Source organism: Pedobacter sp. (assembly GCF_040513095.1).
Taxonomy (GTDB): domain Bacteria; phylum Bacteroidota; class Bacteroidia; order Sphingobacteriales; family Sphingobacteriaceae; genus Pedobacter.
This window is the reverse complement of record NZ_JBEVDX010000184.1, coordinates 1-14,465: the sequence shown is the minus strand read 5'-3', so window position 1 is coordinate 14,465 and position 14,465 is coordinate 1. Positions and strand designations below refer to the sequence as shown.

8 protein-coding genes are annotated in these 14,465 nt (G+C 42.7%); all 8 read right to left on the bottom strand.

The window, feature by feature from the left end; all coding sequences use genetic code 11:
* Positions 1 to 21 precede the first annotated feature (21 nt).
* The 8 genes from ABWY16_RS20425 to ABWY16_RS20390 all read right to left on the bottom strand — a co-directional run bounded on the left by ABWY16_RS20425 (position 22) and on the right by ABWY16_RS20390 (position 14,210).
* Entirely contained in the window at positions 22 to 1,101 is a 1,080-nt protein-coding gene (locus ABWY16_RS20425) for a redoxin domain-containing protein (RefSeq protein WP_353906518.1), read from the bottom strand.
* A 6-nt stretch (positions 1,102 to 1,107) separates the two neighbouring features.
* Positions 1,108 to 3,693 carry a zinc-dependent metalloprotease gene (locus tag ABWY16_RS20420; protein WP_353906517.1) on the bottom strand — a complete coding sequence of 862 codons (2,586 nt, stop codon included), beginning with the start codon at positions 3,691 to 3,693 and terminating at the stop codon, positions 1,108 to 1,110.
* A gap of 8 nt (positions 3,694 to 3,701) precedes the next feature.
* On the bottom strand, positions 3,702 to 5,135 hold the full coding sequence (locus tag ABWY16_RS20415) for a RagB/SusD family nutrient uptake outer membrane protein (RefSeq protein WP_353906516.1): 1,434 nt from the start codon (positions 5,133 to 5,135) through the stop codon (positions 3,702 to 3,704).
* A 10-nt stretch (positions 5,136 to 5,145) separates the two neighbouring features.
* Positions 5,146 to 8,508: a SusC/RagA family TonB-linked outer membrane protein gene (locus ABWY16_RS20410; RefSeq protein ID WP_353906515.1), complete on the bottom strand. Its 3,363-nt coding sequence runs from the start codon at positions 8,506 to 8,508 to the stop codon at positions 5,146 to 5,148.
* A gap of 112 nt (positions 8,509 to 8,620) precedes the next feature.
* Positions 8,621 to 9,802, bottom strand: a complete 1,182-nt coding sequence (locus ABWY16_RS20405) for a FecR family protein (protein ID WP_353906514.1) — start codon at positions 9,800 to 9,802, stop codon at positions 8,621 to 8,623.
* Positions 9,803 to 9,871: 69 nt separating this feature from the next.
* The gene (locus ABWY16_RS20400) at positions 9,872 to 10,465 is read right to left on the bottom strand and encodes an RNA polymerase sigma factor (RefSeq protein WP_353906513.1); all 594 of its coding nucleotides are present in this window, start codon (positions 10,463 to 10,465) and stop codon (positions 9,872 to 9,874) included.
* Between the two features lie 86 nt (positions 10,466 to 10,551).
* The gene (locus ABWY16_RS20395; RefSeq protein ID WP_353906512.1) at positions 10,552 to 11,652 is read right to left on the bottom strand and encodes a serine hydrolase domain-containing protein; all 1,101 of its coding nucleotides are present in this window, start codon (positions 11,650 to 11,652) and stop codon (positions 10,552 to 10,554) included.
* A 137-nt stretch (positions 11,653 to 11,789) separates the two neighbouring features.
* Complete coding sequence (locus ABWY16_RS20390; protein ID WP_353906511.1) at positions 11,790 to 14,210, bottom strand: TonB-dependent siderophore receptor; 2,421 nt, start codon at positions 14,208 to 14,210, stop codon at positions 11,790 to 11,792.
* Positions 14,211 to 14,465 lie beyond the last annotated feature (255 nt).

Here is a 14,465-nt window from a genome sequence, read left to right as displayed (position 1 = left end):
AACTATTAACTGTTCTTATACCTAATGAATAAGCTCTTTTAATTTCTTCTCCAATGCATCTCCTCGAAGATTCTTTGCTACGATCTTACCATCCGGACCCACCAAAAAGTTTGCAGGCAGGCTTTTTACGCCATAAACATTGGCAACTTTTCCGGTGGTTCCCCTGGGATCGTTCAGCTGCAACCAGGGAAGTTTATCCTGATCAACCGCAGTCAGCCAGTTTTCTGCCGCAATGTCCATCGACAGGCCGGCAATTGTAAATCCTTTATCCTTATAAATCTGATAAGCCCTGATCAGATTGGGGTTTTCCTTACGGCAGGGCATACACCAGCTTGCCCAAAAATCAATCAGCACATATTTACCTTTGAAATCAATTAAGGAAAAGAGCTTGCCATTTTTGTCTGCCAGAGAAAAGTTTGCCGCAGTAGCACCCACATCCGTCTTTACCTTTGCATCAATGAAGGCTCTGATACTTTCTCCATAAATGCTTTTTTGAACATTTGGGGACAATAGTTTGAAACGCTCTGCAGCCTTGCTTCTATCGGGGTAAGTGACATACATATCGTACACCGCAATTGCAGCAGCAACATGATCAGGATAAGTTTTCACAAAACCAGACAGCACACTGTCTTTTAAGAGTTGCTGTTTTGCTGCAAAAACAGCCCGGTCTTTTTTATCATTTTCTTCGTTGCCAGTAGCTTTTGGCCTTATACCCGGCAATGCATATAATGACGTCCTGTATTGCATTAAGAGATCATTTTCCAGCGCACCTGACACCTTAAGTTCATAAAACCTGTCGATATCACCGCTAATCTTTAGGGAGCCTTTATCTAAAAGCAAAATCCGTATTTGTTTGTTAAGGGAGTTAGAAAGTGTGCACAGAACCGGTTCCGGCAGTGGCACGTTCCTGGTAAACACACCCCTTTCTGCCTGGACCGAATCTTTGTATAAAATATCATTCAGTTCATATGAAAATATAATTTTTCCGTTCTGAAGCCCGGCAATATCAGCTGTTATATGCGCAGCTGACTGCGCATATAAATCGGCAAATAAAACTAAGCAAACACTAAAAACTATTAAAAACCTATAAATATTATTCATAATCTGCTAGTAATTCAATCCCGGAATAGGAGATTCAGTCAGGATCTTATTCAGCATCTGCTTTAAATAAATCAAATGGATTTTGCTGTCCTGATCTGATGTCCTGGCAATTGCAGCACTGATATCCGTACGCAAATCTTTCAGGTGCGCAAGCGCAAGAGGTTTCACATTAGAGTATAACAAAATCTCCGTTGGTGTAACACCTGCCAGAATATTGTCCAGAGATCCCTGTAAAGCAAAGCGCTTATTGTACATGGTAATGATACTGCCCACATACATCTTCTGCATCGTCCTCCGGTAGGAATCGATAGGTTTACCAGTTTTCAGTTCAGTGAAAATGCCACCTTTCAGGTCGTTTAACCATTGCTGCGGTGAATATGCTCCCTTGCCATAGTCGCGCTGATTGACCATCATGCGGTAAAGACGGCTTTGTGAGGTTACCGAAGCAATAACTTCCTGCTGTAATTTCTCTACTGCATTAGCGCCAAATCCCGGTTCTACCTTATTGAGGATCTGCGGGTCAAGCAACCATTTTGGTGTCGCAAAAATCTCCTCGTTGAAATATTTGATCGCTTGCTTTTGCTTGGCCAGGCTCACTGGTTTATAGACTGCGCCCGACTGCTCGTAGGTTTTAGGTGTTACCATTACACCGCCCAGGTTCTTAAGCACATGAAAAGCATAGCGTGAATACTGGCCGACAGCTTCATTGTACATATCTTTCAATTCAGTATAATCCGCACCATCTTCCCTTGTCCAGTTGATCAGCTGAGGTACTATACGTTTCAGATTTTTTATACCATACTGGCTTGCTTTAATGGCGTCGTCACCAAGATCTTCCGACTGAGAACGGGGATCGTAGTCTTTACCCTCACCACCAAACCAAAGTCTTTTGTTTGAAGCCAGGCTGTCGATCGTCAGTTTATTCAGGATCTTCTTCTCGGCTTTCGCATCCGCGGCATCTAAAACCGGTTTATAGCCCCATTGGATAGCCCATTTATCATAGTCATTGATACGCGGGAACAAGCCTTTTTCTGAGATATGGTCTTCAGGCTGTGCAACATAGTTAAACCGGGCGTAATCCATGATAGATGGTGTATGACCATGTGCTTCTACCCAGGCTTTATCCCTTAGTTTTTCAACCGGTACCGTGCTGCTCGACCCCATATTGTGACGCAAGCCCAAGGTGTGGCCGATTTCATGTGAAGATACAAACCTGATCAGCTGGCCCATCAGTTCGTCATCGAATTTATTTTTGCGTGCTCGCGGATCGACGGCTCCGCATTGAATCATATACCATCTGTGTACCAGTTTCATCACGTTGTGGTACCAGCCAATATGGCTTTCCATAATTTCACCTGTACGCGGATCCGCGATATTAGGGCCATAAGCATTTTGTGTTGGCGAAGCAAAGTAACGGATCACAGAAAAACGGGCGTCATCAAGGCTCATTGTCGTATCCTGTTCAGGCCATTCCTTACCTACAATTGCATTTTTAAACCCAGCCTGTTCAAAAGCTTTCTGCCAGTCGTTCACACCGGCAATCAGGAAGGGGCGCCATTGTTTCGGCGTTGCCGGATCAATATAGTAGACGATCTGCTTTTTAGGCTCAACCAGTTCGCCTCTTCTAAACTTCTCCATATCCTCATCCTTCGGCTCTAACCTCCAGCGGTGGATAAATGCTTCCTGCTCTACTTTTTGCTGAGCGTCAGCAAATTTGTAATAGCTGCTTGCAAAGAAACCCACACGGGCATCAAAATACCGTTTACGCATCGGCTTTGCCGGTAATAAAATGAACGAAGCATTCATCCCTAATGTTACCGTACCTGCCTGTGCTGCTGCCGGCAAACCTCCGGGCCCGCCTGATGGAACAGCAGAATATGTTCTGATGGTTTTAATCTCTGTATTGATCGGGAAACTCTTTACGCTTTCAATATAGGAACGGTCTGCGGCCTGGGCACCTAGAGAATAAGATTTCTTATCAGCCGGCTCAAAAGACATCAGGTTATTTTCTCCAATCAGAAAGTCGGTCACGTCAATCACTACACCCGCCGAATCTTTAGATTTTGCTTTAACCGGGAACGCCGCGATAATAGGGTTAAGGTTTGAACTGGCAACAGCCCTGGAAATCATATCTGTAGAATCCGCTATGCTTACCAGGGTAGAAACCTTTAAAAAGAGTTTATCATTCGGGCCTTTTTCCCAGTAAACAGTGTGTTCTGCAACTTCCTCACCCCCAAAGTTTCCTGCACCCGGTGTAGATTTACTCAATCTTAAAACGGTAAGAATATCTTTGTTCAGCAGGCTGTCGCCTATCTCAAATAAATAGCGGTCTGCTACTTTATGCACAGTAAACAAGCCTTTTTGTGTTAATGCTTTGGCGGTAACCACATCTTTATAGGGTTTGATAGGGTTCTTAAGTGAGTCTGCCTTGGTTTTTGCGGCCGCAGCATTCGCTGATGCAGCAGCAGTTGTTTTAGCCGGAGCTTTTTTCTCTTCCCTGAAGACACTGCACGACTGTACAGAGGTTCCGAGCAAGCCGATGGCAAAGGCCAGGTAAAAATACCTGACCGCTGAGTGGTTTTTGTTGTTCATTTCTTTAGTTAATAACCTGGATTTTGAGTGAGATTATAATTTGCATCAATTGCTGCCTGGGGTATAGGCAGTAGTTTGGATTTTGGTGTATAGCTTGATTTCAGGGCGCCCAATACAGCATCAGCTTCTCCGGTACGTTTCAGATTGTACCAGCGGTAAGCCTGCTCGCAGAAAAATTCCTTACGGTTTTCCAATGCGATAGCAGTTAATAATGAAGCTGCATCAGTAGCTGTCGTTAAAGTTGCCCCAGCTCTTGTTTGGATCGCATTCAGATCTGCAAGTGCTCCGCTGAGGTTGCTTCCTGTTCTTGCTCTTGCTTCTGCACGGATCAGGTATTGCTCTGCAAGGCGGATCACGATCTGTGATTCGCTTACACCTGCTGCCACTGCCAGGGGCTGTGTGCGGTATTTGTACTTAAACGGTATAATATAAGTAGTCCCGGATAATGTAACATTGCTCATCCAATTGGTTCTTCTTAAATCTGTACTGGCAAACAGGGCCGCAAATCTTGGGTCCAAACGGTAATTAAAAGTTGTTACACTAGTCAGTGAACTTGGAATAAATACTCCCGCCTCAACGGTATACTGGTTGGTGTTAAGCAGCGGTGGCGACATTTCCCATATACATTCTGCGTTATCCCTTACAAAAACACCGGTAGCCATAGTTGCCTTTGGAATCAAACTGTACAGGGTTGATGCTATCACCTCGGAAGCATTGGATTCTGCAGCAGCAAAATTTCCTGTGAATATGTAAACCCTCGCAAGCAAAGCAGTTGCAGTAAATTTATTCACCAGCGTACGGTCGTTAGACGAAGTGGTTGTTGCAGTTACACCAGGGTAAATAACCCCAAGGTTTGTTTTTGCATCTGTCAGATCTGCAATCATTTGTGCATAAATGATTGCAGTGGATGATTTTGGCAAAAATGCAGATATAGCGGGATCGGTAACCAATACCAGAGGAACTTCCCCAAAAGTGTTGACCAGATGAAAATAGCAGTAAGCGCGGACCAGTTTGGCTTCAGCAGTGAACTGCTTTTTGATGGCTTCCGAAGCACCGCTGGTGTTTTGTAGTCCCTCTATGATGGCATTTGCACGGTAGATTATTGAATACCAATCTGAGAATAAAGCAGCCTGCGAAGTACTTACCGCAGTGTAAGTATTATTATTAAACTCTTGTAATGCCGCAGTTGTTGCCATATAAAGCAGATCATCAGCCTGTAGTGAACTATATGTAGTGATACTTTGTGACTGAGTAGTTGTTGTAGCTAAGGAACTGAACATCCCTGCTCTCGCTGCCGTAGCGAGTTTATCAGATGCAAAGACCAGGTCTGTAGTTACCTGATTTAGTGGGGGATCGATTTCCACTGTCTTCTCACATCCTGAACAAATGATTATGGTGAATGCCAATAGGCAGGCCATCCTTTGATATATCGATTTTGACATCTTATTAGCGTTAAAAAGTAAATTGAAAACCACCTGTTATTGTACGTAATGGAGGAGTAGCTATGCTCTGTGATTCCGGATCAAAGCCCTTATACTTTGTTATTGTGAACAGATTCTGAGCTTGGGTATAGATCCTCATGGATTGTCCACTGTTTTTTCCCAGCCATTTAGCAGGAAGGGTATAGGACAGGTTTACGTTTTTGAGCCTGATAAAAGAGGCGTCCACCAAAGAGGCGTCAGAGGCAGTATAATTAGAGTAAGCAAGGTACGATGCGGAACCAGCAGTACCACGTGTACCGGCACTAACCAGATAATCCTGTGAACCAAGAGCAAGGTATTCATTTACTACACTTGCAGCAGCATTGCTGAAATATCCCGGAGGATAATTAGATGATGCCAACAAGCTTCTGCCCATCTGTTTCACAAACTGGAAAGTAAAATCCAGAGTTACACTTTTGTAATTCAGCGTGTTTGTTAAACCACCAAAATACTTCGGATAGGAAGTCCCGGCGTAATAACGGTCTCCCCTGCCCGTTGCAGCAAAACCTGTAGTGATGCTTCCCGAATTATTGAAATCTGTAAAGGATGGCAGATTGGTTGTTGGATTAATGCCTGCATACTGGTAGAGATAGTATGAACTGATCGGCAGTCCCACAACATAGGTTGTATAATAGGATGATTTCTCAATATTGGGAAATGACAATAATTTATTGTGATTCTGACTGACATTGAAAGATGAAATCCAGCTAAAGTTTTTGGATTTTATATTGGTGCTTGTTAGAGAGAGCTCCCATCCTGAATTCTGAACCGTCGCTGGCAGGTTACTCAGATATCCTGTAAAGCCAGCCTGAGAACTTGTAGTCAAGGTAACTAACTGATTACTTGTTCTGTTACGGTAGAAGCCCCCACTTAGTGAAAGGCGATTTTTAAAGAAGGCCAGATCCAGACCTATGTCCAGTTTCTTTGTTTCTTCCCATTTATAATCAGGATTGGGCAAACGGGTAGGATTTAAGCTTGTAGACCCTCCATACACATAGGTTGAAGCAGCATATGTATCCAGATAACCGTAATTATCGATTTCATCACTACCTACAATACCGTAACTGCCACGCAGTTTACCAAAGCTAAACCAACTGAGTTTATCTTTCAGCGGCTTCTCTTCAGAAAATATCCAGGCAGCACCAACTGAGCCAAAATTACCAAACTTATTATTTGGGCCAAACCGTGAAGATCCGTCTCTTCTGAAATTCACATTTACAACATATTTATCTTGCAGGTTATAGTTCAAACGGCCAAAGAGCGAGGCATATTTATAGTCAACAGATCCGCTTGAAGTGGAAATTGTACTTGCAGCGGTCACCGTTCTCAGGAAGTCATCAGATGTAAAACCGGATGCACTGATATTATAAGGCATTCTGGATTGTTTATACTGGTAAGTTCCCCCGGCCAGCGCATTCAAAGTACCTTTCCACACTTTACTGGTATAGGTAATCTGAGGTTCAACTATATAGTTATTTGTATAATTATAAACGTAAGATGCTGTACCAGCAGTGTATCCGGAAAACAGACTTGGGTTTAATGATGACAGTGGCCTGGTTACCACCTGCGTCATATCAGATTTGCTGAAACCCAGATTAGTCTTGAAATCAAGCCCTTTTAACAAAGTATATTTTAAATACAAGTTGGTGTTCAGGTTAGAGGTACGGTTATCATTGGCTTGATTCAAATAACCCAGCGGATTACTCACAAAACCATCCCAGTTCAACGTACCCGTTGAGGTATAGAGTGGAAAATTAGGAGGAAGAATATAAGCCCAGGTAGCTAGGTCAGTACTTGCAATATTATTTTTATCTGTGGAATACATTGCAGACAGGGCAAGGTTAAAACGCTGATCGAGCGAAGAATGATTTAAGCTAAATTTTCCGCCACCACGCTGATACCCTTGATTGCCCGGAAAAACATTGCCTTCTTTATGGTAAGTACCGCTAAGAAAAAAATTTGTTTGCGTATCACCACCAGACATACTGGCATTTACATCATTGGTTTTTGCTGTACCGCCAAGGAACATTTTCTGGAAGTCGGTATAGCCATTTTGGTCCCAAACCAATAGATCGGGTGCAGAAGTAGCTGTTGGTGTTGCCGGATTAGTAGTGTTATTCGCAAATGCTTTTGCCCTGAGGGCCAGATACTGTTGGGTTCCTACCATTTCTACAAAATGTGACACTTCAGAAATTCCTGAAGAAGCATTCAGACTGAATTTGGTCCTTCCCGGCTTACCTCTTTTAGTGGTAATCAATACCACACCATTTGCAGCCCTAGAACCATAAATTGAGGTTGCGTCTGCATCTTTTAAAACCTCAATATTCTCGATATCAGAAGGATTGATAGAGTTCATAGGACTGGTAGTTCCTTCTGCAGAGGGCAATCTGGTGTTCGATGCTGACGTGACACTATAGGTAGCTGAATTGATAGGTTCAGAAAGGAAAGGCACTCCATCAATAATATATAACGGACGGTTAGGTTTAATTCCATTTTCCCCGATTGAATTTACGCCCCTGATCTGCACGGTAATTCCTGCACCCGGCAAACCATTCGATTGAGTGATTGTCACTCCTGCCATACGTCCTGCCATTGCCTGCAGTACATTAGTAACCGGCTGATCAGAAATCTGTTCCGCAGAAATCCCCACCTGCGAACCCGTATTCAAACGGCGTGTAGTAGTACCGTAACCAATTACCTGCACCTCATCCAGCTTTGCAGGATCGGGCACCATATTGACAGTTAAAGTTGGTATACCTGTTAATTCGATTGTTTTGTAACCCAGATAAGAAATAACAAGTATGGGATTTTCATCGCTTGTAGCGATATAAAACCTTCCATTATTGCCACTCATCGTATAGCGGGTAGTTCCTTTCACCTTGATACTTACTCCCGGCAAAGGCACTCCGTTTTCATCCAGCACCGTACCGTTAACAGTAATTGTAGCAAAATAGCCTTTGAACTTATCCAGAAAGCCTTTTTCCTGAATAATAACAGTCTTATTGGTAATCGTATAGGTGAGAGACTGATTAGATAAGCAGTTTTTTAAAACATCATTGAGCTCTGCATTGTTTACATTGATAGTAACAGGTGAGGCTTTCGAAATTAAGTCCTGGTCATAAACAAAATCATAACCCGTTTGCAGCCTGATGGTTTTAAACACTTCGGTAAGATTTGCATTTTTGCGGTTTATAGTGATCTGCTGGGCAAGTGTGGTTGCACTTACCTGCATCATTGCGGCCAATAATATAAACGTAGTTAAACGCATGATCAGCAGAATTTTTCGGACAGGACGAGAACGCCCACCCAGATTGTTTGGGTAAAATTTGTACATTTGTTAGGGTTTAAAGTTGAATTTCAGTCGAATGATTTGTAGCTTTTGAATCTTTTGACCAGAGGTGTTCGAGCACTTCTGGTCTTTTTCCAAAGACCACGATTTGTATTGTTTATTTGCTTACCGTGATCCTCCTTCCCTCTATCTTAAAGTGAACTTTTCCAGTTTTCTCCATTACCTGCAGTATGGAAGATATATTTTTAGACCTGGAGATCCAGCCGCCGAGGTTTAGCTTTTCAGGGGCATCTTCAGCATATACTACATCCACATCATACCAGCGCGCAATTTTTCTCATGATCGACCTGAAGTCGTTATGTTCCAGCATAAAGTCGCCCCTTTGCCAGTCGATATAATCTTCTGCATTTACAGCTGAAACTTTAATTGACTGTCCCTGTACCCTTGCCTGCTGCCCTGGTTTTAAAAGTGTGTTGTCATTGATTTTTACACTGCCTTCCAGTAAGGTTGTTTTAGCCAACAACTCATTATCATATGCATTGACGTTAAAATGTGTACCCAGCACTTCTACTTTCTGACTGGCACTTTCCACGATGAAAGGTACTCTTCTTCCTTCATTAGCCATTTTACTGACCTCAAAATAAGCTTCACCATTTAGCTTCACTGTACGTACGGTGGTAACTGACGTAGCAAAAGTTAGTGAAGACGAAGCATTCAGCCATACCCTGGTCCCATCAGGCAGGTTAACCTGGTATTGACCGCCTGCGGGAGTTACCACAGTATTGTATTCAGCTTCAGCGGAAATATTTTCCTGTTGGGGAACAGAATAAACAAGCTGCCCATCTGCCATTTTCGAAATAGATACCCCCTTCTGATCAGCAAGATGCCCGCTCATTGTCTGGTCCAGATTGATCTTTTTACCATTAGCCAGCACCAGAACTGCCTTGTCCTTTCCTGGTTTCAGATCCGCACTTGCGGGAAGGTTAGTCAGGTACGATGCAGGATGATTCTGCCTGTATATAAGTATGCCAGACAGCGATATAATAATTAAAGCAGCAGCAGAGATCAGAGTAAGCAACCTCGCTGTTCTCCTGGAGCGCAGTTTCTTTTGCGGGACTTGATTGTATTCAAATTCCGGTTGCTCACTGATTCCTGTTATCTTGCTGGAAAGAACATCCCAGACCTGATCAGTCCCTTCTCTCAGAAAGGACTCCGAATGCTCGGGTATGTCCTTACTGTTTAAATTGATATAGGCAGATTCCAGCCAGGCGCGCTCCTCTTCTGAAGCTTCTCCGGCAATATACCGGTCTAAAATCTGTCTGAATTTCTCTTCTTCCATTTATATTATGATAGGCTTGATATATGTAATACAATCAGGAAAAGGAGATTGGGGATAAGGAATTAATATTTATTTTACACCAAGGTAATACAGGATAAACCAAACGATCCCAATCCTGTTTTTGAGGATCCGAACAGCCTTTTTCATCTGGTCGGCACTTGTAGATTCGGTAATGCCCAGCCGGGCAGCTACCTCCTTATTCGAAAGATTTTCTTTTCTGCGCAACTCAAATACGGCCCTCATCCTTGGTGGGAGGTTGGCGATTTCTGCCTCTATCATGGCCGAAAACTGCTTTTCCCTGATCAGTGTATCCGTATAAATACCGCTGTCTGCATTTGCTTTAGCAAAGCTGTCTGCATACATAGTTAGCCGTGCTTTGCTTTTGATGAGATTAAGGATCGTATTTTTCAGCGCAACAAAAAGATATCCTGCCAGGTTATTGCCCTCCTCCAGTGAACCGCGCCTGTCCCAGAATTTCATGAACATATCCTGCAGCACATCTCTTGCATCGCTCTCCACACGCAGCTTATTATAGGCATGGGCATACAATAACTGACTATACCGGTTGAAAATTTCGGTAAAGGCCAGATGATCATCGTTTTTCAAGCGATACAGCAGATCATCATCGGTCAGTTTCGGATAAGAGATGTCAGCGCCAGTCATTTCTGAGCTAAAGCCGGGTTATTTGTTGTGAATGTGGCATATTAGAAATCAAAAATAGCATTTTTTATCAATTGAATGCCAAATGCTCAATTTACAGCACTATTTGGAGTTTGCCTGCTTTCCGCCCATGGTATAATATACTTTGCAAGTATTTCAAAAGCCTGTTTGGCCTTCCAGGAACCATAGTTGCCTTGAGTAAATACCACAACCATATCCAGACTTTTGATGATAAAGATGTATTGCCCCCCATTTCCCGATGCAAAAAGAACGTCATGCTGAAAGGCATTGGTTTTTATCAGTTCATGATACCAATAGTATCCATAGTAGGCTGACTGCGGTAGAGCGACCATGCTCCGGCTGCTTCCCATAAAAGAGAAATTCGGAATCTGAATATTCCCTGCTGTTGATTCGGCTATCCATTTTTGGGAAATGAGCTGCTTACCGTTCCATTTTCCCTGATGAAGGACCAGTTCTGCAATTTTTAGCATATCGGCGGGCTTCATATAAAACGATCCTGCAGTCATGCCATGGCCGGCCGGATCTGTAGTCCATTTATAATCTGTGATGCCCATCGGGCTGAAGAGATATTTTTTCGCAAAGTCCATCACTGTCATCCCTGATACTTTACTGATCACACCGCTGAGTATCATAGGGTCAACAGAAGTATAAGACCATACTGTTCCCGGCTTAAACTTCATGGGCAGGTCTAAAGAAAACTTAACCCAATCCCTGCTCCCGCTCATCGCGTCTTCGCAGTCTTTGGTATCGTTAAATTCCTCGCAGTCAAATCCCGATTTCATTTCCAGGAGATTTCTGATCGTGATTGCCTTTTTTTGGGCTCCGTCGTTTTTAAAAGGCCGGTACTCCGGGAACATGTCGTAAACCTTTTGGTCTAAACTCCTGATCAATCCTTTGTCCACTGCAATACCAATTAATAAGCTGGTTATGGATTTGAACGATGAGCGGGTATCATGTAAAGAATCACGCTTAAAACCATGAAAATAACCTTCGTAAATCGGTTTGATACCACGGGTGATCAGCAAGCTATGGATACCGGGATATTCCCGATGTTCGATAGCACCTGTCATTTGTACAAACACATGTTTTGAATCACTTCTATTGATTTGCGCATGCAGATTTGAAGCGTAAAAAACAGTGAGAATACATAAAATACAGAGTTTTTTCATAGCAGTTTTAAACATTATTTAAATGTACCAGAAATTATGCCTGTAAATGACGTGGGCATTGAAATTGATATAAATATAAAAAAGCATTTCATCCGTAATGATGAAATGCCTTCACCTTCAATCCGCAGAACTGGATCCTAAAACTTAAAAGTCAAATTCCCGGTAACCCGTGTAGGATTCTGCGCTGCCAGCCGGTAAGACCAGTATTTCTCATTCGTCAGGTTATCCACTTTTACCCCAATCCTGTAGCGTGGCTGATCATAAAATACCGAAGCATCCAGTACCGTATAAGATGGTATTGCAAATTTGAAAGTAGTTGTATTGGTTTGATAATACTCACTGCCATAAATCCCGCCAATTCCTATACCCAGCCCCTGTGCAGGGCCACTGATCACTCTGTAACTTGCCCAGAGGTTAGCAGTTCTTGGAGATCCCGCAGTTGCAGGTCTTAATCCCAGTATGGTCGGATTACTTTTCGTGTATTTACTTTCGTTGTATGTATAACCAGCGACAATGTTCAGGCCGGGAAAAGGATTAGCGATAATTTCTGCCTCAAAGCCCTTGCTCAACTGGGTTCCATCCTGAATGGAGAAATTGGGATGCTCAGGATCATCGCGTGTTACATTTGTAACTTTGATATCATAATAGCTCAGGGTAGCAGTGATCTTGTTTAAATCAAACTTAACACCGCCTTCCAATTGGTTAGCCTGATTGGGTTTAAACGTATTTCCCTCAAAATCAGAGCCGGTGGCATTACTAAAACTGTTCATATAATTACCAAACAACGAGATCCTGTCTTTCAGCACCTGATATACCAGCCCAAACTTTGGCGACAAAGCAGTTTGGTTAAATTTTCCTGCGGTAGAATCAACGGAGGGGTAATATGTACCTTTATTGTAATATCGGTCTAAACGCAGCCCTGCATTAACCAGTAACTTGTCAGTCACATTCAAAACGTCAGAAACATAAGAACTGTAGGTGTTCTCATTGTTAGAAACAAAATTTAAAAATTTCGCCGTCGTAAATAATGGAGCTACCTTATCAACGTTGAAGTTATTGTATGCATCTCCCGGTTTTCGGAAATCGATAGTAGGCATGTTCACTGTCGCATCATTTCTGGTAGCCCGCAAACTGTAAAAGTCTGCACCGGCAACTAATCTATTTCTGAGGCTTCCTATTCTAAAGTCGCCAATAAAGTTTTGCTGGATATCAGTTCCGTAAAATGGAGATTCCTGGTAGGTTACAGCCTGTCTAAGTCGGGTATCAGAGGTGGCGACGAGTGCCACAGTATATCCTTCAGAGGAAGACCTAGTCCTGGATATCACAGTCTGGGATTTCCAGATGTCTGATATTTTGTATTTCAGCTGTGTAAATATATTATACTGCTGACTTGTATAACTGACGGTGTTATTGGCAAAAGATAATTTATAGGGTATACCAAGGTCTTTTATATTTGAAATAGTACCCCCGGCAAAAGGCGCAAGGCGTGTGGGCGAAGTTGCCTTGTAGTTACTTAGTTCTATATCCACCAGCAGGCTGAGTCTGTCATTAATGGCATATGAGAAGCTGGGAGCCACCAAAAAACTTTTGGTAAATCCTGCATCCTGAAAACTTCTCTCACTGTGGAAAGCTGTATTTATCCTCAATAAGGCTGTTTTGTCTTCATTTACAGGTGTATTTACGTCAGCGGTAAGCCTATTCAGGTCGAACCCTCCCCCGGAATAAGATATTTCTCCCCTGAAGACATCAAATGGCTTTTTCGTCACGCGGTTGAACAAACCTCCAAACGACGATAATGTACTCCCGAAGAGCGTTGCAGAAGGTCCTTTGATGACTTCTATACGTTCTAAGTTGGCAGGGTCAACCGTGGCGTAGGTAAAACTGCCAACACCATTTCTCACCACCTGCGGAGTTGGGAACCCCCTTGACATCGAGGTTGTGCGCCCCTGGTTCCGCACCTCAGCAATACCCGCACCAGGCACATTTTTGAAGGCACTGTTGTAATCTGTAACGATTTGTTCCTTCATCAGTTCCTTGCTTACAATGGTATAAACCTGCGCATTTTCAATATTCTTTAAAGGCATCTTGGAAGCATCATCGCTCTCCTTCTTGGCAAAGCGGTTACCGCCTGTCCTGATCACCACCTCATCCAAATCCTGGATTGATGAATTTACCTTGATATCCATTATTGCTGAAGGATTGGCCTCAGTGATCTCAGCCTGAGCTGTAGTTGTTTTAGACCCGACAATGACGACTTCAATTGTATAACGGCCATAAGGTAATTTCTTAAACTCAAAGCCCCCCGCAGAATTGGTTTTGGTGGATTTGTTAAGCGCTGTTACTTTCACTGTTAAGCCCTGTCCGGCACTGCCGTCTATTGTAGTTACAATACCCTTGATCTCTCCAACCCAAGATGGCTTTGACTGCGCATAGCTGAACTGAGAGAGTAATACAAGATAGCACACGCTTACACCCCTCAACAAGTTACTCCTTCTGCCTGTCAAAAAAATTTCAGCGTAAACAGCTAAAATGGGAACTGATAGTAGTTTTTTCTTCATACATACTTATTTAAAACCATTCTAATTAAAAACAAAGAAAACTTTAATTCACATGCAAATTGTCATGATAAAGCAATTAAACGGTTTCACACAACTTAGGGGATGCTTTTGAATGCTTAGAGATACTTTGTTCAATTTTATTTGAATAGTCAGGAAAAAGTAAATTCAACTATTGCAAGTGTTGGTTATAACACCATGTTCAGGAAATTAGCCTATTATATCACTGACAATAAGTCAATACCCAAAAATGGAAAA